At 65.9% G+C, this 20727-nt stretch carries 16 protein-coding genes; 8 read left to right on the top strand and 8 right to left on the bottom strand.

Translation table 11 applies throughout. The features are described from left to right. Window positions 1-53 precede the first annotated feature (53 nt). From ASD75_RS03855 to ASD75_RS03845, 3 genes are all read right to left on the bottom strand, one after another. On the bottom strand, window positions 54-803 hold the full coding sequence (locus tag ASD75_RS03855) for a TonB-dependent receptor (RefSeq protein WP_056743374.1): 750 nt from the start codon (window positions 801-803) through the stop codon (window positions 54-56). Window positions 804-1063: 260 nt separating this feature from the next. After that, complete coding sequence (locus ASD75_RS03850; protein WP_056743372.1) at window positions 1064-1288, bottom strand: hypothetical protein; 225 nt, start codon at window positions 1286-1288, stop codon at window positions 1064-1066. After that, window positions 1285-2487 (bottom strand): PepSY domain-containing protein, encoded by a 1203-nt coding sequence (locus tag ASD75_RS03845; protein ID WP_056743370.1) that lies wholly within the window; start codon window positions 2485-2487, stop codon window positions 1285-1287. The genes ASD75_RS03850 and ASD75_RS03845 overlap by 4 nt, the downstream gene beginning before the upstream one ends. Before the next feature lie 372 nt (window positions 2488-2859). On the opposite strand from ASD75_RS03845, the gene ASD75_RS03840 reads away from it, so the two are divergent. Both ASD75_RS03840 and ASD75_RS03835 read left to right on the top strand, forming a co-directional pair. Then, a complete protein-coding gene (locus ASD75_RS03840) occupies window positions 2860-4485 on the top strand; it encodes a methyl-accepting chemotaxis protein (RefSeq protein WP_056743368.1) in 1626 nt (541 codons plus the stop codon). Window positions 4486-4536: 51 nt separating this feature from the next. Further along, window positions 4537-5139, top strand: coding sequence for a hypothetical protein (locus ASD75_RS03835; RefSeq protein WP_056061799.1), 603 nt, complete (start codon window positions 4537-4539; stop codon window positions 5137-5139). A gap of 183 nt (window positions 5140-5322) precedes the next feature. Here ASD75_RS03835 and ASD75_RS03830 read toward each other — a convergent pair whose 3' ends face one another. From ASD75_RS03830 to bfr, 5 genes are all read right to left on the bottom strand, one after another. Next, entirely contained in the window at window positions 5323-7497 is a 2175-nt protein-coding gene (locus ASD75_RS03830; RefSeq protein ID WP_156400940.1) for a TonB-dependent siderophore receptor, read from the bottom strand. Between the two features lie 177 nt (window positions 7498-7674). Continuing rightward, complete coding sequence (locus ASD75_RS03825) at window positions 7675-8007, bottom strand: DUF3325 domain-containing protein (protein WP_056743494.1); 333 nt, start codon at window positions 8005-8007, stop codon at window positions 7675-7677. A gap of 5 nt (window positions 8008-8012) precedes the next feature. After that, window positions 8013-9851, bottom strand: a complete 1839-nt coding sequence (locus ASD75_RS03820; RefSeq protein WP_056743366.1) for a PepSY domain-containing protein — start codon at window positions 9849-9851, stop codon at window positions 8013-8015. Next, window positions 9848-10156, bottom strand: a complete 309-nt coding sequence (locus ASD75_RS03815) for a hypothetical protein (RefSeq protein WP_056743364.1) — start codon at window positions 10154-10156, stop codon at window positions 9848-9850. Before ASD75_RS03815 ends, ASD75_RS03820 begins: the two co-directional genes overlap by 4 nt. A gap of 426 nt (window positions 10157-10582) precedes the next feature. Next, window positions 10583-11059 (bottom strand): bacterioferritin, encoded by a 477-nt coding sequence (gene bfr, locus ASD75_RS03810; protein WP_056743362.1) that lies wholly within the window; start codon window positions 11057-11059, stop codon window positions 10583-10585. 284 nt (window positions 11060-11343) lie between these two features. Between bfr and ahpC the strand changes: the two genes are divergently transcribed. From ahpC to ASD75_RS03780, 6 genes are all read left to right on the top strand, one after another. Continuing rightward, complete coding sequence (gene ahpC, locus ASD75_RS03805) at window positions 11344-11919, top strand: alkyl hydroperoxide reductase subunit C (protein WP_056061816.1); 576 nt, start codon at window positions 11344-11346, stop codon at window positions 11917-11919. A gap of 320 nt (window positions 11920-12239) precedes the next feature. Beyond that, the gene (gene ahpF, locus ASD75_RS03800) at window positions 12240-13853 is read left to right on the top strand and encodes an alkyl hydroperoxide reductase subunit F (protein ID WP_056743360.1); all 1614 of its coding nucleotides are present in this window, start codon (window positions 12240-12242) and stop codon (window positions 13851-13853) included. Window positions 13854-14574: 721 nt separating this feature from the next. After that, complete coding sequence (locus ASD75_RS03795) at window positions 14575-15858, top strand: TolC family protein (RefSeq protein ID WP_056743358.1); 1284 nt, start codon at window positions 14575-14577, stop codon at window positions 15856-15858. Between the two features lie 36 nt (window positions 15859-15894). Then, a complete protein-coding gene (locus tag ASD75_RS03790) occupies window positions 15895-16467 on the top strand; it encodes a hypothetical protein (RefSeq protein WP_056743355.1) in 573 nt (190 codons plus the stop codon). Beyond that, window positions 16464-17585: an efflux RND transporter periplasmic adaptor subunit gene (locus ASD75_RS03785; protein WP_056743353.1), complete on the top strand. Its 1122-nt coding sequence runs from the start codon at window positions 16464-16466 to the stop codon at window positions 17583-17585. Before ASD75_RS03790 ends, ASD75_RS03785 begins: the two co-directional genes overlap by 4 nt. 12 nt (window positions 17586-17597) lie before the next feature. Then, complete coding sequence (locus ASD75_RS03780) at window positions 17598-20717, top strand: efflux RND transporter permease subunit (protein WP_056743351.1); 3120 nt, start codon at window positions 17598-17600, stop codon at window positions 20715-20717. Window positions 20718-20727 lie beyond the last annotated feature (10 nt).

Below are 20727 nucleotides of genomic sequence, written 5' to 3'. Positions count from 1 at the left end.
TTGGGCATATTCGACTAGCGCAAGCGGCCTTTTTGGCTTGAAATGGGCGCCGCTCAGCGTCCAGCAGGGGCGGGAGTGGCCGCTGGGGGCAGGGACGGCGACGGCATGCCGTCGGCCAGCACAAAGCTCAGCGTGGTCACGTAGCTGGCTTCGCCGTACGGCGCGCCATGTGCCTCACCCGGCGTCTTGTCGCTGTGCTTCACCTCGGCCACGTACTGGCCCTTCCAGGGGGTGACGAAGGTCACTGTGCCGTCTTCACCGGCCTCGGCCTCGCGCGTCCAGCCCGAGGGTGCGGCCAGCTGCACCTTGGCCTTGGGCAGCGGTGCGCCCTGATAGACCACTTTCAGCTCACCGGGCTTGCCGGTGGGCACCAGATCCAGCGGGGCGGCGGGGGCCACGGGCTTGGCCAGGCTGGCCACCCAGCGGGCCGAGGGCTGCCAGACCATCGCGGGCAGGTTGCGCTTGCTGCGGTCGATCAGCGGGTAGGTGGCGGTGGCAAACAGGGTGTCGGGCGTGCCGGCGGCGGGGTAGACAAAAGCATCCTTGCCCAGGTGGCCTTCCACACGCTGGGCGGCGGCGCCCGTGCGTTGCTGCTCGAGCACGGGCACACCCTTGAACTGGTCCAGCCGGCCGGGCGATGTCTCGCGCAGGTTCTCGTTGAACTCCCCGAAGTGCAGGCGCGCCTGACCCCCGGCGTTTTCCAGCCACACCTGATGCGCGTGGACAGGGGCCAGTGCGGTCACGCTGGCGATGGTCAGCGCGGCAGCCAGCCAAGGGCGTGGTAAGGTGGGAGCACAAGACATGGATATTTCCTCTCTTTGGTTTGGGATTCGGGAACGCCGCCAAAAAAACGCAGCGCGCAGCCCGCCGCACCACCCCCCGGGTGGATGCAACAAAGCTCACTTTTTGGTAGCTGCCTGCGCTTTTGGGATAAGCGCTGGGTGGCTTTTTGATCTGAACGTTGCAGCGCCCGGCTCACACCGGACGACAGCGCAGATCGGTGGGCCGTGGGGCCCGCTTCAGCGACCGCCATGAGGTCGTCATGACAGCCGCCGGAAAACGCTCACAACGCCGCGCTCGCGCGCGGGTTCTTTGCTGGGGGAGTCGGCACCGGCGCACGCGGCCGGCCGTACCAGCCCATCACCCCCACGGGGATGCCCAGCGCCACCCACGACCACCAGTCGCCCCAGGTGTCGGACACCAGGGCCGTGAGCAGCCCGGTGGTGGTGAGCACACCCATCACGATGGGCCCGCCCCACAGGGCCCAGAAAGGGCGGTGCTTTTTCATGCGGCCCCCTCGGTGGAGCGCGCGGCGCCCGATGTGGGCAATGCGCCGCCAGCCAAGTGAGCGGTGGCGCTGCCCACGGTTGGTGTTGCGGGGCTTGCGGCCTGCATGCCCTTGCACAGCCACAGGTACAACCCGCTGCCCAGCACCACGATGGTGGCAACGTCGAGCAGCGCCCAGAGGATCTTCATCGGCATGCCACCGTAGTCGCCAAAGTGCAGCGGTTGCGAGACCAGCAGCGCCGTCAGGTACCACGGCAGCTGGGGCGCTGCAGTGACCTGCGCCGTGCGCGCATCCACCAGCACGGGCTTGAGCAGGCGCGAGGTGAGCGGCTCGTTGCCGCGCAGGAAAAACGTGTTGTGGTGCGGGCTGGAAAACGCCGTGCCCGGGAACGCAATGAACGACAGCTTGGTGCCCGGCGCCTGGGCCTGCGCCACCTCCAGCGCTTGCTGCAGCGGCCCCCGCTCGGCAGCGGGCACGATGGGCTGGCCCTCATACGGCTTGAGCAGCACTGAGAGCTGGTCGTACTGCCAGTACTTGACGAGCAGGTCGGCCCACGTGTTGATCATGCCCGTGCCACCCACCACAAACGCCCACACCAGCGTGACGATGCCCAGCAGGTTGTGCAGGTCGAGCCACTTCACCCGCGTGGACCGATCCCGCCGCACCTCACCAAACGCCAGCTTGCGCATGAACGGCGCATACAACACCACGCCGGTGACGATGGCCACCAGCAGCAGCAAGCCCATGAAGCCCAGAAACAGCTTGCCCGGCAGCCCCGCGAACAGGTCCACATGCAGCTTGAACATCACGTACATGAAGCCTTCGTCAAACCGTGGCTGCGCCAGCACCTGGGCCGTGCGGGCATCCACCGCCACTGAGCGGAAGTCATCGGTGGGCGCCGGGGTGGGCGTGAGCGTGACGAACCAGACGTTGTCATCGTCCTCCGCATGCGACGCGAACTGCACCACACGATCCGGGTGCAGCGCTTTTGCCGTGGCCAACACCTGGTCCAGGCTCGCGCGCGGCGTGTTGGCGGGCATGGCTGGCGCCTCGACCTCGGTGCCCAGCAGGTGGCCGATTTCGTGGTGAAAGATCAGCGGCAGGCCGGTGATGCACAGCAGCAGCATGAAGACGGTGCACACCAGGCTGGACCATTTGTGGGTCCAGCTCCAGCGGCGCAGGGCGGTGGGGCTCAGCATGGGATGAGAACCTTGTTGAGCGATTTGCTACCGCAAGGGCTTTGAGTTTCAAAGCGCTGCGCACGCACGCACTGAAGAGCCAGACGCAAAGCGCCGGCCATGCCGGAAGGATCAGAGAGAAAGGAGTGTTTCAAGCCAGGCAACCCGAATGCATCTGATGACGGAGGGAGCTGGCTGCAGCCGAGAGAAAGGGCTTTGGCTTGCGGTAGCCAAATTTTATCCCGTAAATGCGAATGATTCCCGATCAGATGCTGTGATTTTGCGAATTTGACTTTTGTATGGCTATGGCGTCATTGAATTGATAAAAATAAATTGACGAAAATGATAAATTCATCAAAAATTGAGCCGCATCAATGAACAAGGTGATATGCCATGAACCGCAACCGAATGACCGTCCGTAGAAAACTGAGTCTGGCCTTCGGCCTGATGGTGACCCTGATCCTGCTGGTGGCTGGGATTGCCATCTATGACATGACAAAGCAGAAGGACCTGTTCCACGACTACGTCACCGGCATCAATGCCCGCGCCCATCTGGCGAAAGACGTGCAGTCGGCCGTCAACCGGCGTGCCATTGCGGCGCGTAACCTGGTGATAGTCACCTCGGAATCAGAACGCGCTGCTGAGAAGCTCGCGGTGAGCAAAGCCCATGCTGATGTTCAGGACCGGTTGGCTCGATTGAAAGAAATGGCGGTGGCAGGCCATGTGCCGGCGCACATCAAGGCGCTTGTGGACGACATCGACAAGATCGAACACGCCTACAGCCCTGTGGCTTTGAAGATCGTGGACCTGGCGCTGAATGGCCAGCGGGATGAGGCCATCACCATGATCAACGAGAAGTGCCGCCCTCTGCTGGCCGCGCTGGTCTCCAAGACCAATGAATACCAGGCTGTCACCGACGAGCGATCAGGCCAGCTTGTGCAGCAATCTGAGTCGGACATGGCCGCGCAGCGCACCTACTTGGTGGCCCTTGCTTTGATGGCAGCATTGGTGGCTCTGATCTCCGGCTACCTGATCACACGCAGCCTGTCCCGTGCGCTGGGGGCCGAGCCCGATGTGCTCAGCGATGCAGCACGCCGCGTGGCGGACGGGGATCTGTCGAAAATGGATGGGGCCGACAGTGCCATCCAGGGAAGCGTGCTGGCTTCTCTGAGCGCGATGCAGCAGAACCTGGCGGACATCGTTGCCAAGGTGCGCGGTGCTTCGGATTCGATCGCCATGGGCACTTCGGAAATTGCACGTGGAAATATCGACCTGAGCCACCGTACCGAAGAGCAGGCCAGCGCCCTGCAGCAGACGGCCGCCACCATGGAGCAGTTCAGCACCACGGTCCTTAACAACGCAGAGAACGCCAAGGTGGCAGACCAGTTGGCCATGAACGCAACCACCGTGGCCACCCAGGGCGGCAAAGTGGTATCGCAGGTAGTGGACACCATGCGGGGTATCAACGACAGCTCACGCAGGATTTCCGACATCATCGGCGTGATTGACGGCATTGCCTTTCAAACGAACATCCTGGCGCTGAACGCTGCTGTTGAGGCCGCGCGAGCGGGTGAACAAGGGCGCGGGTTTGCCGTGGTGGCCACTGAGGTGCGCAACCTTGCGCAGCGCAGTGCCACGGCCGCCAAGGAGATCAAGGCATTGATCAGCGAAAGCGTGGAAAAGGTGGTTGCCGGTACCCAGCTGGTGGATCAGGCGGGCCAGACCATGGACGAGGTGGTGGGCGCCATCCAGCGTGTGACGGAGGTTGTGGGGCAGATCAGCGCTGCCATCTCTGAGCAGAGCTCCGGCGTGTCTCAGATCGGCCAAGCTGTGAATCAGATGGATCAGGTCACACAGCAGAACGCAGCGCTCGTCGAAGAAAGCGCGGCGGCCGCCCAGAGTCTGGACATGCAGGCCCAGCAGCTGACGCGGGCGGTGCAAATCTTCAAGCTCGAAGAGCGGTCGGGCACTGCCTCGGTCAGCCACGAGCGGCGGCCCAGTCTTGGCTATGCAGCCTGACCCGCTGCGCCCGTACTGGCCCAATCCGCCTCCAAGGCCCGAAAGTCGGCAATGACTGAAGAGTCCCCACGCCTCATCCAAGAGCTCTTCGCGCGGCAGTTTGACTATTTGCCGAAGGTGGAAAGCCCTGAGCAGCGCAAAGGCCCGCTGGGCATCGTGAACCTGTTCGCATTGGCATCCCACATGCTGACGGCCATGTCCGGCACACTGGCCATCGTTTCTGTAGACAGGTTCGGCGCGAACCGAGCGGGGTGCGATGCCGGTCTTAACGATCAGGTCCATCGACTGGTGGATCTCTCGGTGCAGACGTCCGCGTCATTGACACGGTTGATCGGCGTTGTGATGGTGGCGTTGCAAAGCGAACAAATCACAAGCCCAAGCGCTGCCGAACGCGAGAGCATCCAGGAAGTGATGACCACCGGATACATCTACATCGAGTCTTTGAATGCAGTGTCGCTGGAAACAACCAACATGGCGCGCTGGCGCGGTGTGTGGGGACGCAACGTCGGTCGCCCCTTCCGGGCTGCGCAGTCAACGCAAACCAATGACCCGGAAGGCGACAAGGCCAGACATTCGGTACGCACCCTGACTGCACAGATCATGGAGCTGGGTCTGAGGGCCGAGCTCTATGACGGAACCTGGAGCATGAACTGAACGCCATCGACCCCATTGCACGCTTCGCTCAGTGCGTCAGTGCGATGCTGCTAAAGCGACTTTGGCTATCTTTTAGATAGCGGCTAAAGACCTTTGGTAGGGCGTCAGCAGCATCTTTGGTCCGGCTGTGGCAAGTTGCGGCGACCGGTCGATTGACTGAGACGCGTGCGCTTTTCGCCCTTGTCAGAAGTGCGAGCGCAGTGTGACCTGCACCGCGCGCGGAGATCCGGGCAAGATCAGGTTGTCGTTGCTGCCGTGGGCTGACACGTAGTACTTGCGGTTGGCCAGGTTCTTGATGTTCACGTCCACATCCCACTGGCCCAGCGTGTACTGCAGGGCGGCGTCCAGCGTCGTGTAACCGGGCAGGGTGACCAGGTTGGTCAGCGAGGTGAAGCGGGCGCCCACGTAGTTCACGCCGCCACCCACGCGCAGGCCGTGGCCCAGGTCCTTCATGGCCCACAGGAAGGCGGAATTGCGGGGAGTGAGCGCAGGCACTTTGCCCTGGGCGGCAATGGCGGCGGTGGGCAACTGGGTGGAGGTGGTGGTGGCCAGTGATTTCGTCATGCGGCCATCCAGCCAGGCGTAGCCGGCGCTTACATCCCAGCGGCCGGGCAGGCGGCCGTTGGCGGTCAGCTCCAGGCCGTTGGTGCGTTGCGTGCCCACGTTGATCTGGCGCGAGGGGTTGGTGGGGTCGGTGTTCTTGATGTTGGTGCGCTCCAGGTTGAAGAGCGCGCCCGTCACGTTCATGCGGCCATCGAGCAGGTCGAGCTTCACGCCGATTTCCTTGTTCTGCGTGATCTCTGGTTCGTTGGCGGTGTTGTTGGCGGCCAGTGCAAAAGTCTCTGCCGAAGGCTGGAACGACTTGCTGTACGACACGTAGTACGACACGGCGTCGCTGGGCTGCCAGACCAGGCCTGCGCGGGGGCTGAACTTCTTGTCAGTGCGCGACAACGCGGAGAGCTTGCGATCAAACTCGGTCTGCTGCTTGAACACGTCGTAGCGCGCACCCACCAGCGCCTTCCACTGCGGGGCCAGCGTGATCTGGTTCTGCCAGTACAGCGCCGCTGTGTCTTGGGTGGTGTGGCTGGGGATGGCGCTGTCGGCGGTGTAGCTGGCGACAGGTATCACCGGAGCGGCTACGCCTGCGGGGTTGAAGATGGAGACGCGGTCTGCTCCGCCCGACACGGACTCCGCGCGCTTCTTCTGCCGGCCTAGTTCCATGCCCATCAGCCACTCCTGCTTCAGGCCCCCGAGCTGGTTGCGCCAGGTCACGTCGGTCTGGTTGAACAGGCCGCTTTCGTCGCGCAGGATGAACGAGCGTGTGCGGCCCACGGTCAGGTTCACCGGGTTGGTGGTGCCGCCGGGCAGGGTGTTGTAGCGGTCCAGCGTGTAGTCGTATGCGCGTGCCACATTGCGCACCGACCAGTCGTCGTTGAAGCGGTGGTTGAGGGTGGCCGCCAGCGATTGCATGGTGCTGGTGGTGGTGTCGTCTTGCGCGGCGTTGCTGGAGCCGTAGTAGGTGCTGGCGGGCACGTTCACTGGACGGCCGTTGAGTGCGGGAATGCCGAAGTCCGTCAGGCGCTTGTCGCGGGCGTTGGTGTACTGCAGCAGCAGGTCGGTCTGCGCCGCGAGCTTGAGCGCGAGCGACGGCGCGAAGTTGTGGCGCTTGATGAACTGCTGGTCGCGGTAGCTGCCTGAGTCTTCGACGGCGGCGTTGATGCGGAAGGCAGCGGTGTCGCTGATGCCTACATTCACATCGGCCGTGGCGCGGCGAAAGGCGTAGCTGCCCAGGCCCAGAGAAGCCTCGCCCGATGTCTCGCCGAACTTGGGTTTCTTGGTCACGCGGTTGATCAGGCCGCCCGAGGAGCCGCGCCCGTACAGCACGGCGGCGGGGCCCTTGAGCACCTCCACGCGCTCGATGTCGGCCAGGTCGCGGAAGTACAGCGCATCGTCGCGCACCCCATCCACGAACTGGTCGGCAATGGCGGTGAAGCCGCGTATCACCACCTGGTCACGCTGGCCGTCGCCGTGGCTCATGGCCACGCCGGGTACGTTGCGCAGCACGTCTTCCATTGACCGCGCACCCTGGTCGCGCATGAGCTGCTCGGGCACCACGTTCACGGCTTGGGGCACATCGCGCAGCGGCGCGCTGCCCTTGGTGGCCGAGGAGCTGACGGCGGGCGAATAGCCGTCATCGCCACTGGTGGATTGCACGGTGACCTCGCCCAGCGTCTGGGTGGGCGCAGCGGGTGGTGTGGCCTGCGCCAGCGCAGTGCTGCAGAACGCGGCCAGGACGGCGGCGGCCAGCGGGTGCAGGGCCTGGGGGTGGCGAAAGGGGCGGCGGAAAGGTGCGTGCATGGTTTGTCCTTGGTGTGTGCGCAACGCGGTTGAAAACGGCTCCGCAGGCACTAGGCCTGGCGCGGGCCCATGGGGCCGGTGGCTGGGAGGGGCGCAGAGAGCGGGATGAAAAAATGCAAGGGTGAGAGGCGGATCAGAAAGTGCGACGAGCCAGCGGGGCCGTCGCATCCTTTCCGCTCACCGCCCCCCGGCCCAGGCGGCGAGGCCTGCCAGCAGGGCCAACCCCGCCAGCAGCGGTGTGCGCCGGGGCTGCCAGGTCACAGTGGCTGTCACGGCCACGGCAGCTACTGACAGGGCCACGGCCCATGCGGTCACGCCGAGCGAGACAGGCACGCCATCGGCCGGGTGTGCGGCCAGCCACAGCGACAGCAGCAGCAACAGCCAACCCGCGCGGCGCAGTTGTTGCAGGCGGTGGGCCGCACCTTCACGGCCTGTGGCGTCTTCATGGTGGCGGTCCATGCCCAGCGCCATCGCCGACCAGGCCGCAAAACACAGCAGAAATGCGGACATGGTGTTCAAGCCCCCGACGTTGAAACAGACACATCGGTGGCCGCAGGCAATGCGGCCGCCGGGGCAGTGCGCGGTGTTTTGGCCTCAGCGGCTTTGTCCTTGGGGGCACGGCCCGGGCGCAGCCGCCACGACAGCCAGCCCAGCACCAGTCCGGTGGTCAGGAACGCCAGGTCCATGCTGGCCCACACCCATTCGCCCGCAGGCAGCGTGACGCCCAGGTGGGTGTGGGTGGTCAGGGCGTTGATGACCGGAAGCAACGCCCACACCAGCCCCGCTGCGCCCAGCGGCACCGACCAGCCCATGCGGCTGGGCCGCACCACGGCGCAGGCCAGCGCCCACACCAGGGCCAGGCCCCAGGCGCTGAAGAACCAGGCCAGTTCCACATCGGCCCGGCCCTCTGCATTCAGCGGGACCAGGCGGTTGGATGCGATGTACACGCCGCAGGCCAGCGGCAGGCCCGCCAGCGTGGCAATGTTGATGGCTGCCACCAGGCGCTCGCCAAACGGCGCCTTGGTGGGTGCGACGACCGCCCTGTTGTCTTTATTGGCGGCGATCCCTGTGCGGCTGGCCTGCGTCTGCGACTTGGCGCTGCGCTTGACCGACCACAGCACCATGCCGGTGGCGATCATCAGGCTGCCCAGCAGGCCAAAGCCAAACAGCGCCCAGCGCAGGCCGATGTCGGCAAACCGCGCCATGTGCAGGCCGTACAACACGCCGTAGGTCTTGACGGCGGGGCCGGTGGCATCGGCCTGGTCCAGCCACTGGCCGGTGGTGGCATCAAACAGCAGGCGCGGTGGCCGGTATTGCAAGCGGTCGCCTTCGTGGCGGGTGACTTCGACCACGGCGCGGCCCTTGGCGTCGCGGCGTGCCTGCAGGCTGCCGATGCGCCCGCCATCCCAGCGGGTGCGCGCTTCGGTCAGGATGGACGGCAGTGCAATAGCGGGCAGGGGCTCTACGTTGTCGCCCGGTCTGCGCCGGGGGCGGCTTTCGGCTTTCTCGCCCTGCAGGTCGGCAAAGTACGTGTTGGAGTCCACGCCGTTCTCGCCCTTGTAGGCGGTGGCAATGCCTGCAGGCATGTAGAGCGTGTGGAAGATCATCAGTCCGCTGAAGGTGATCATCAGGTAGAACGGCAGCACCAGTACACCGCTGACGTTGTGTGCGTCCAGCCAGGCGCGCTGGCCGCCCTTGGTGGGGCGGAAGGTGAAGAAGTCCTTGAAAATGCGGCGGTGCGTGATCACCCCCGAGATCAGCGCCACAAACATCAGCATGGTGGCCACGCCCACCACCCAGCGGCCTTCGCGGGTCCAGCGCCCCTTCTGCGCGGTGCGCAGCTCGAAGTGGAAGCGGTAGAAGAAGTCGCCGCCCATGGTCTGGCGCGCGTCGATGGCCTCGCCGGTCTGCGGGTTCATGCGCAGCGTCTCGAAGCGGCCATTGCCCGTGTCGCGCCACAGGATGTTGACCGCAGGGTCGCGGTCGTCGGGCAGGTGCATGATCCACTGCGTGACGTTGGGCACCCGGCGTACCAGCGCGTCCAGGGCTTTTTGCGCCACCTGCGGATCGGTGGCATCCACCGGCTGCAGTCCATGCATCTCGGGGCGCATCCACAGGTTGAACTCGTTCTTGAAGAACGACAGCGTGCCGGTCAGGAAGATTGCAAACAGCAGCCAGCCCAGGATCAATCCGGCCCAGGTGTGCAGCCAAGACATGGCCTGGCGGAATCCCTCGCGGTCGTTGGGCGCCTTGGGCTTCTTGGCTGAGCGTGCTGCTTCAGACGCAGTGCTGGCCGCGGTGGCTGCAGGGGCACGTTCTGCCGGTGGACGGGAGGGGAGTGTGCGGCTGGTCATGCGACGGCCTTCATCCAATGCGGTGCCGTGGCGCAGGCGCCCAGCACCAGTGCGGGCAGCAGCGTGCCACCCCAGGCGCCCCAGGCGGTGCGTGTGTAAAAAGCCCAGCCAGCAGCGGTGGCATACACCACCCACGAGAGCATGGTGGCCGTGAGCACAGCCTCCACGCGGGGCATGCATTGCGCAAGCAGGAGCGACAGCGCCGCCGAGAAGCCTGCCGCTAGCGCGTAGCCGCCCCCTATCGCCGCCACGGCGCGGGAGGTGATGGCCAGCCGGTAGCGTCCATTGACGCGGGTGGCCTTCATGGCAGGGCCCGGGGAGACCCGGGGGTGTATGTGGGCAAGGGCCCCGCAAGGCAGGGGCGGGTCGTACGGTGCGGCATCAGCAAAGAGCTCCAGACAGGTGTGTGGGTACAAAACGCACAAACGCTGGCTGCAACGGGCGGCTGGAGCCGGGCTGACTGGCTTGCTGGCGGGCTCGGGAATCAGGGTGTCACTGAACCCGGCCGCTGGTGGTAGGCTGACATTCTACTTTTGTTGAGAAGCATTCGCATTTGTGTTGCGGGAATTTTCTTCCGTTGATGTGCACTTGCAACAACCCGTGATCGCAGGGGGCATTGCTGTCCGGGAGAAATATTTTCAAAGCTGCAGAGCGCGGGCACAAAAAAACGGGCCGAAGCCCGTTTTGATTTTTCTGCCCGCTTTCGTGGACCGATCTGGCGATCCGTGGCCTTACTCCACATCGCCCATCTGCGACTGCAGGTAGTTCTGCAGGCCCACCTTGCCGATCAGGTCGATCTGGGTTTCGAGGAAGTCGATGTGCTCCTCGGTGTCGTCCAGGATCTTTTGCAGCAGGTCGCGCGATACATAGTCACGCACGCTTTCGCAGTGGGCGATACCCTCCTTGATGGTGGCTTGGGCACCTTGTTCGGCGCGCAGGTCGCAGGCCAGGATCTCTGGCACATCTTCGCCAACTTGGATCTTGGCCAGGTCCTGCAGGTTGGGCAGGCCGTCCAGCGTGAAGATGCGGTCCATAAGCCAGTCGGCATGCTTCATCTCACCGATGGATTCCGAATACTCCTTCTTCGCCAGCTTGTCGAAGCCCCAGTGCTTGAGCATGCGGTAGTGCAGGAAGTACTGGTTGATGGCGGTGAGTTCGTTCTTGAGCTGGGCCTGCAGATGGTCAATGACCTGTGCGTCACCTTTCATGGGGACTCCTTGTAATGTGTGGATTCGGCGCTGATTGTCGTGACCCGCATCCAGCAGCGCAAGGCAAGCCCCTGCTGCGGCGCGCGGGCTGCGTGTGATGCTGAGAGGCGTTCGCGTTCACATCTTGTGTGCCCCGCGGCGCACCAGGGTTGTCACCGGGAGGTCGCACAGGGCGTTGTATAGTAATTGGCAATTGATTCGATGTAATCAATTAATTGGATTGATGGCTTGGAAATGCCTAAACTTCAGTCCTGTTCAGTCAACCAACCACAAAGGAAACAGCAATGTCCCTGATCAATACGCAAGTTCAGCCCTTCAAGACCACCGCTTTTGTCAACCGTGGCGGCAAGGGGGAATTCATCGAAGTGACCGAGCAGTCCCTCAAGGGCAAGTGGTCCGTGCTGATCTTCATGCCTGCAGCCTTCACCTTCAACTGCCCCACCGAAATCGAAGACGCTGCCGACAACTACGCTGAATTCCAAAAGGCCGGTGCCGAGGTTTACATCGTGACCACCGACACCCACTTCTCGCACAAGGTGTGGCACGAAACGTCCGACGCCGTGGGCAAGGCCAAGTTCCCCCTGGTCGGCGACCCAACGCACCAGCTGACCAACGCTTTCGGCGTGCACATTCCTGAAGAAGGTCTGGCACTGCGTGGCACGTTCGTGATCAACCCCGATGGCGTGATCAAGACCATGGAAATTCACTCCAACGAAATCGCACGTGACGTGTCGGAAACCCTGCGCAAGCTCAAGGCTGCCCAGTTCACCGCCGCCAACCCTGGCCAAGTCTGCCCCGCCAAGTGGAAGGAAGGCGCCAAGACGCTGACGCCTTCGCTGGACCTGGTTGGCAAGATTTAAGAAGGTGTGAAAGAGCCCGCCATGCCCGCTCGTCCCGCAAAAACGCGCACCCTCGTCGTTGCAAATGCTCGCCATAGCCCAAGCTATGCCTGCGCTTTGCGCCTAGACGGAGCACGTTTGTGCGGCCCGCTCTGGCACGCCGGGCCCCTTCCCACCTTCTAGCCGCTTTTCTCGGCCTCTGAAGCCGGACAGCGTCATGGCGCCTGTGCGCCGTGCCGTCCGGCTTTTTTACGCCCGGACGTTGACAATCAGGCTTGAACTGCAGCCTTTGTGGCGTCAACCTCTCAGACACCACAACTCGAATTTCAAAGGACACCACCATGCTCGACGAACAACTCAAGACCCAACTCGCCGCCTACCTGGAGCGCGTGCAGCAGCCGTTTGAGCTGGTGGCTTCCCTGGACGACAGCGAGACGGGGCGCGACATGCGCGAGCTGCTGACGACCATCCAATCCCTGCGCAGCGACAAGATCACCCTGCGCACCGACGGCAACGATGCACGCAAGCCATCCTTCAGCCTGCAGCGCGTGGGCGCCGCCAACAGCCTGCGCTTTGCCGGCCTGCCCTTGGGCCATGAATTCACCTCGCTGGTACTGGCCCTGTTGTGGACGGGCGGCCACCCACCCAAGGTCGAGCAGGATGTGATCGACTCCATCAAAGCGCTGGATGGAGACTTCAACTTCGAGGTCTACATGAGCCTGACCTGCCACAACTGCCCGGACGTGGTGCAGGCGTTGTCGCTCATGGCCATCGTCAACCCCAAGGTCAAGACCACCGTGATCGAAGGCGGAGCCTTCCAGCAGGAAGTGAACGACCGCGAAATCATGGCCGTGCCCATGGTGTTCCTGAACGGCCAGGTGTTCGGCTCGGGCCGGATGACCATCGAAGAGATCGTCGCCAAGCTCGACACCGGCTCTGCCGCCCGCGAAGCCGCCAAGCTCAGCGCCAAGGATCCGTACGACGTGCTCATCGTCGGCGGTGGCCCCGCTGGCGCGGCTGCCGCCGTGTATGCCGCCCGCAAGGGCATCCGCACCGGCGTGGCGGCCGAGCGTTTTGGCGGCCAGGTGAATGACACGCTGGCCATCGAGAACTATATCTCGGTACTCGAAACCGATGGCCCCAAGTTCGCCGCCGCGCTCGAAGCCCACACCCGCGCCTATGGCGTGGACATCATGAACCTGCAGCGCGCCGACAAGCTCATCCCCGCCGCGCAGCCCGGTGGTTTGATCGAAGTGCAGCTGGCCAACGGCGGTTCGCTCAAGGCCAAGACGGTGATCCTGTCCACCGGCGCCCGCTGGCGCAACGTGAACGTGCCCGGCGAAGCCGAGTACAAGAACAAGGGCGTGGCCTACTGCCCGCACTGCGATGGCCCGCTGTTCAAGGGCAAGCGCGTGTCGGTGATCGGCGGCGGTAACAGTGGTGTCGAAGCCGCGATTGACCTTGCTGGCGTGGTGGCCCACGTCACGCTCATCGAGTTTGCCGACCAGCTCAAGGCCGACGCCGTGCTGGTCAACAAGCTCAAGAGCCTGTCCAACGTGACCATCCACACCAACGCGCAGACGACCGAAATCACCGGTGCCGATGGCAAGGTCAATGGCCTCAAGTACAAGGACCGCGCGACCAACGTGGAACACACCGTTCAGTTGGAAGGCGTGTTCGTGCAGATCGGCCTGGTGCCCAATACCGAATGGCTCAAAGGCACGGTGGAGCTGTCGCGCTTCGGCGAAATCATTGTCGATTCGCACGGTCGCACCAACATCCCCGGCGTGTTTGCGGCGGGCGATTGCACCACCGTGCCTTTCAAGCAGATCGTGATTGCAGCGGGCGATGGCTCCAAGGCAGCGCTGAGCGCCTTTGACCACCTGATCCGCATGCCAGTGGTGGCCGAAGGGGCCAAGGCGCAGGCAGCGCAGCCCGAGGCCGTTGCTGCTTGATGTCGTGCAGGGGATGGGGGCAGATGCTGCCCTCGTCCCTGCAGGCAGGGCGGCCCGAAGCGTGAATCCAGCTGCGGATTCAGGCCTTGGGCCTTTTGCCACTCAACCACGCAAAGTCCTTCAACCCGGTCTGGGCGATCCGCTGTTTTTGTAGGGGTTCTACAAACCTCCCTAGAATCCGGCTGCCCATGCGCCGATTGCTGTTGCTCTTCCTGTTGGTGTTCATGCCGCTCCAGTCCATCTGGGCGGCTGCTTCGCCTTATTGCGGGCATGAAACGGCGCCGCAAGCCTCGCACTTTGGCCACCATGCGCACGATCATGTGGCCGATGAGTCTCCTGTCCATCCAGCCAAGACATCCAGTGCCACCCCGGCGGACATGGACTGTCACGCCTGCCATGGCGCGGGCAGCGGTCTCGCGCACAGTCCCGGTGACCACGCCCTCGTGGTGACTGCGGCACGCCCGCCGGGCCAGGCTGCATCAACCTGGCCGCCAGCGCCGCTTTCACGCCCCGAACGCCCCAATTGGCCCTTCCTCGCCTGAGCGGCGAGGCGGGGGCTCTGGGCTGTCCCGTTTCCATTTTGTTGATGGTGTTGAAGAGCTGCCTTTTGAGGCTGTCGCGACGCGTGCGCTGACGCCTGCGCACGCTGCTGATCGGCTCTTCTTCCCATCACGCCTCGCCGATTTCAACCTGTGGCCCCTGGCCACTGCAGAGGAATCGGATGCAATCAACGAAACGACGACACCATGCGCCCGCCGCCGCCGTAGCGGCTATGGCGCTGGGCGTGGCACTGCTGGGCAGTGCCACGCAGGCCCAGACCCTGACAGCCCACCCCGGCACGGCGCCGCTCACACTCCAGGCCCTGTTCGAGCAGGCCTGGCAGCGCGAGCCCGAAGCGCAGTCAGCAGCTTTGCGGCGCGAGGCCGCGCAGGCCACACGCAGCGCGGCGGAAGCCTGGACGGCCGAGCCCGTGGCGCTGGAGCTGTCCACCAAAACCGACCGCCCCGGCAGCAACCAGGGCAGCCGCGAAGCCGAAGTGGGCCTGGCCCTGCCGCTGTGGCTGCCCGGCGAGCGCGCCCGCAAGGCCGCGCTGGCCGATGCGGAAGCGCAGGCGCTGGGCAGCCGCCAGCGCGCCGCGCAGCTGCAACTGGCCGCCACCGTGCGCGAAGCGTGGTGGGCGGCGCAGCGCGCGCAGGCTGACGGGGCCCTGGCGCAAGACCGGCTGCTGAACGCGCAGCGCTTGGCTGCCGACGTAGCGCGCCGCGTGCGTGTGGGCGACCTGTCGCGTGCCGACCAGGCGCAGGCCGACGGCGCCGTGGCCCAGGCCGAAGCCGCCATGGCCGAGGCCCAGGGCGCACGGGACTCAGCGCAGGCCGCACTGGCCGCCTGGGGTGTGCAGGCCGCGCCCACCATGGCGCTGGCGGACGGGGCAGAGCCCGAGCCCCCCGTGCCCGATGCCACGGCAGCCGCTGCCCAGCACCCTGCGGCGGCCGACTGGCAGGACCAGGCCGAGGTGGCCCGCCGCGCGGCCGACCTGGCCGCCGTGCAAACCCGCGCCAACCCCGAGCTGACCGTGGCCGCCACGCGCGGGCGTGAGCAGGCGGGCGATCGCTACCAGCAGACCTTCACCGTGGGCCTGCGCATACCCCTGGGCGGGGGCGACCGTGCGCAGGCAAAGCAGGCTACAGCACGCGCCGATGCCATCGATGCCGAGGCGCGTGCTGCCGTGGAGCAGAGGCGCCTGGCCGCCGACATCGCCGCCGCCATGGCCCGTGTGAAAGCCACCCAGGCCCAGCGGGATGCGCTGGCACGGCACGCGGCCCTGGCGCAGGGCACACGCGGCTTTGTCGACAAGGCCTTCCGCCTGGGCGAAGCCGACGGCCCCACACGCCTGCGTGTGGAGCTGGAGGCCGCCCAGGCCGAACGCCAGCTGGCCCGCGCCCGCATCGATGCGGCCGCCGCCATCTCCCATCTGCGCCAGGCCCTGGGCCTGCTGCCGCAATGAACTCCCTGTGAATCCCGACCAATTTTTAAGACGACCATGACACTCTCTTCCGCTTTCTCCACACTGGGCCTGGCCCTGCTGCTGGGCTTGCTACCGCCGACAGCGCTGGCCGGTGCTGGCCACGACCATGGCGAAGCCCCCGCTGCCGCAGCGGGCACGGCCCTGCTGCGCTTTGCCGCCACCTCGGACCTGTTTGAACTGGTGGGCGTGCTCGACGGGCAAAAAATCGCGCTCTACCTGGACCACGCGGGCGACAACAGCCCCGTGAAAGACGCCCGGCTGGAGCTGGACATTGCGGGCACCAGCGTGCCCGTCACCCGCGTGGCCGAGGGCGAGTTCCAGGCCACCCTGGCCGCCCCGCTGGCCGAGGGTGTGAGCCCCGTCACAGTCACCGTGGCCGCAGGCACTGACACTGACCTGCTCGCAGGCGAGATCGACCTCCACCCCGCCGCCCACACCGATGCCGCACCCGCAGGCCTGGCCCGCCGCACTGTGCTGATCGCAGGCGCCGTGGCCGCCGTGCTGCTGGCGCTGGTCGGTGTGTGGGTTTTGCGCCGGGGCCGTGCTGCCCGCATTGGCAACAAGCAACGCGTGGGAGGTGCAGCATGAAGCGCTTCCACCCCATGCCTTCCTTGCTTGCCCTGCTCATGGCCGCCACGCTCAGCGCACCCCTGCCAGCCCTGGCAGGCCCCGGCCACGACCATGGCGACGCGCCACCCGCGCCCACCGGCAACGGCCCCAGCCGCCAGCCCGATGGCAGCGTGTTTCTGCCCAAACCCGCACAGCGCCAACTGGGCGTGCGCACTCTGGTGGCAGCCACCGGGCAGCACGCTAAGGCCTTTGAACTGGCAGGCACCGTGGTGATGGACCCCAACGCGGGTGGCAAGGTGCAGGCCGTGCTGGCAGGCCGACTGGAGGCCGGGCCCAAGGGCCTGCCTGGCGTGGGCCAGGCGGTGCGCAAGGGTGAGGTGCTGGCCTATGTGGTGCCCACGGCGGGCGCCATCGAGCGCTCCAACCAACTGGCCCAGCAGGCCGAGCTGCGCGCCGCCCGCGACCTGGCTGGACGGCGCGTGGCGCGCTTGGCAGAGCTGGCAGACACCGTGCCGCGCAAGGACATCGAGGCGGCCGAGAGCGAGCTGCAGAGCCTCACCCAACGCCTGGGCGCCGTGGGCGCGGGCCTGGCCACACGCGATGCGCTCGTGGCCCCGGTGTCGGGCGTGATCGCTTCGGCCAATGCCGTGGCGGGGCAGGTGGTGGATGCGCGCGAACTGGTGTTCGAGGTGGTAGACCCATCGCGCATGCGCATCGAGGCCCTGGCTTACGACCCGGCACAGGCCCAGAGCGTGGCCGGTGCCACGCTGGCCGTGGGCGGGCAGCGCGTGCCGCTGCGCTTTGTGGGCGCGGCGCGCAGCCTGCGTGATCAGGCGCAGCCGCTGCAGTTTGCGGGCGACTCGTCTGCGCTTGGCAACTTGGCCCTGGGCCAGCCGGTGCGCGTGTTCGTGCAGTCCACCGACAAGGTCGATGGCGTGCAAGTGCCCGCCGCAGCGTTGCTGCGCAACCCGGCCAACCAGACCATCGTCTGGGTCAAGGAGTCGCCCGAGCGTTTTGCGCCACGGGTGGTCACTGCTGTGCCGCTGGATGGCACCTCGGTGGCCGTGACCTCGGGCCTCCAGCCCGGCGACCGCGTGGCCACGCAGGGCGCCACGCTCATCAACCAGGTCCGCTAAGGAGCCACCGCAATGTTCAAGTGGCTTCTCGAAAACAGCCTGGTCAACCGGCTGCTGGTGCTCATCGCCGCCGCCGTGCTCATGGCCTACGGCGCCTTCACGCTCTCGCGCACGCCGGTGGACGTGTTCCCTGACCTCAACAAACCCACCGTCACCCTCATGACCGAGGCCGGCGGCATGGCCGCCGAAGAGGTGGAGCAGCTCATCACCTTCCCGCTGGAGACCACGATGAACGGCCTGCCCGGTGTGGAGAGCGTGCGCTCCACCTCCAGTGCGGGCCTGTCGTTCATCTACGTCACCTTTGACTGGAGCACCGAGATCTACCGCGCGCGCCAGATGGTGTCCGAACGCCTGTCGTCCATGGAAGAAGGCCTGCCCACCGGCATCACGCCGCGCATGGGGCCCATCAGCTCCATCATGGGCGAGATCATGCAGGTGGCCATCCCCATCGACGCGGCCAAGACCACCCCCATGGCCGTGCGCGAGTACGCCGACTGGGTGCTGCGCCCGCGCCTCATGGCCATCCCTGGCGTGGCGCAGGTCATCCCCATTGGTGGCGAGGTGCGCCAGTTCCAGGTGCTGCCCGACACGGCGCGCATGGCGGCGCTGGGCATCACGCACGACCAGCTCACGGGCGCGCTCAAGGGCTTTGCGGCCAACACCTCGGGCGGGTTTCTGGAGCTGGGCGGGCGCGAATACCTCATCCGCCACCTGGGCCGCACCTCGCGGCTCGAAGACCTGCAGAACCTGGCCCTCACCGCCAAAAACGGCCAGAGCGTGCTGCTGCGCCAGGTGGCCGATGCCACCTTTGCCGCCGCCACCAAGCGGGGCGATGCAGGCTTTGAAGGGCAGGGCGCCGTCATCCTGGGCATCCAGAAGCAGCCCACGGCCGACACCATCGGCCTCACGCGCAGCATTGAGGCCGCGCTGGTGGACCTGAAGAACTCTCTGCCCGCAGGCATGGAGGCGCCGCGCGTCACCTTCCGCCAGGCAAGCTTCATCGAGGCCTCGGTCACCACGCTGCAGGGCAAGCTCATGGGCGCCTCGGTGTTTGTGGCGGTAATCCTGTTCGTGTTCCTGGGCACGCTCCGGCCCACGGTGATTGCGCTCACGGCCATCCCGGTATCCATCTTCATCACGGCACTGGTGTTCAAGTATTTCGGCCTGTCGATCAACACCATGACGCTGGGCGGCCTGGCCATTGCCATTGGCGGGCTGGTGGACGACGCGGTGGTCGATGTGGAAAACGTGCTGCGCCGCCTGAAGATGGACCGCGCCAAGCACCCCCACCACCGCCTGCACCCCATCGAGGTGGTCAAGCTCGCGTCGATGGAAGTGCGCTCCGGCATCCTCTACGCCACGGCCATCATCGTGCTGGTGTTCTTGCCGCTGTTTGCACTGCCGGGCATCGAGGGGCGGCTGTTTGTGCCGCTGGGCATTGCGTTCATCGTGTCCACGCTGGCATCGCTCTTGGTGTCGGTCACCGTCACGCCGGTGCTGGCGTTCTACTTGCTGCCGCGCATGAAGAACCTGGACCATGGCGACACCCGCGTGGTGGCCTGGCTCAAAGCGCGCTACCGCAACGGGCTCTCGGCTGTGCTGGCGCGGCCGCGTGCAGCCCTGGCCGTGAGCGCGGTGGCGGTGGCGCTGTCGGCAGCGGCGGTGCCGTTCTTCCCCACCACCTTCCTGCCCCCGTTCAACGAAGGCACGCTGCTCATCGGCATGCGGCTCAACCCCGGCGTCACGCTGGCCGAATCGAGCGCGCTGGCCCGCCAGGCCGAGGTGCTGGTGCGCCAGGTGCCCGAGGTCACGCACGTGGGCCGGCGCAGTGGCCGCGCCGAGCTGGACGAGCATGCCGAAGGCGTGCACGTGAGCGAGCTGGACGTGGGCCTGCTGCCTGCGGCCGAGCTCAAGCGCAGCATGGCCGAGGTGCAGGCCGACATCCGCAGCCGCCTCGCGCACCTGCCTGCGGCCATCGCCATCGGCCAGCCCATCTCGCACCGCATCGACCACATGCTCTCGGGCGTGCGCTCGCAGATCGCCATCAAGCTCTTTGGCGACGACCTGGACACCCTGCGCGGCCAGGCGGAAGCCCTGCGCGCACGGCTGGCGGGCATCCCCGGCCTGGCCGACCTGGAGGTGGAAAAGCAGGTGCTGGCGCCGCAGATCACCGTGCGCGTGGACTACGCCGCCACTGCGCAAATGGGCGTGCCTGCGCCCCAGGTTTTGGCCGCGCTGCAGACGCTGGTAGAGGGCGAGAAAGTGGCCCAGGTGGTGGAAGGCAGCCGCCGCTTTGCGCTGGTGGTGCGCCTGCCCGACAGCGCACGCTCCATCGACGGCCTGGCGCGCGTGCTGATCGACACGCCCCGTGGCCCCGTGCCCCTGTCGCGCCTGGCCACCATCGAAGAAGGCGACGGCCCCAACCAGATCAGCCGCGACGATGGCAAGCGCCGCATCGTGCTCTCGGCCAACGCGCAGGGCAGGGCGCTGTCCGACGTGGTGGCCGACATCCGCCAGGCCGTGGGCGACACCCGCCTGCCCGAGGGCTACTTCATCACCCTGGGCGGGCAGTTCCAGGCGCAGGAAGAAGCCAGCCGCCTGGTGGGCCTGCTGGCCATCGTCTCGCTGGTGCTGATGTTTGTGGTGCTGTACACGCGCTACCGCTCGGCCACGCTGTCGGCACTCATCATGGCCAACATCCCGCTGGCGCTGGTGGGCGCGGTGCTGGGGCTGTGGGTGTCGGGCCAGCCGCTGTCGGTGGCGGCGCTGATCGGCTTCATCACGCTGGCGGGCATCTCGGTGCGCAACGGCATCCTGAAGGTGAGCCACTACCTCAACCTGATGCGCGTGGAAGGCGAGCGCTTTGACACCGCCATGATCGTGCGCGGCTCGCTAGAGCGCCTGAGCCCCGTGCTGATGACCGCCCTGGTCACCGCCTTTGCTTTGGCCCCGCTGCTGCTGGAGGCCGAGCGCCCCGGCACCGAGATCCTGCACCCGGTGGCGGTGGTGATCTTCAGTGGCCTCATCAGCTCCACGCTGCTCGACACCTTCCTCACCCCGGCCCTGTTCTGGCTGTTTGGCCGCAAAGACGCCGAACGCCTGCTGGACGACAAGAACGCCGAGGCGTTCTGAGCTTTTCTTG

Origin of the sequence: Acidovorax sp. Root568 (assembly GCF_001427445.1) — a bacterium.
GTDB lineage: Bacteria > Pseudomonadota > Gammaproteobacteria > Burkholderiales > Burkholderiaceae_C > Acidovorax > Acidovorax delafieldii.
This window is presented reverse-complemented; position numbering and strand designations above follow the sequence as displayed.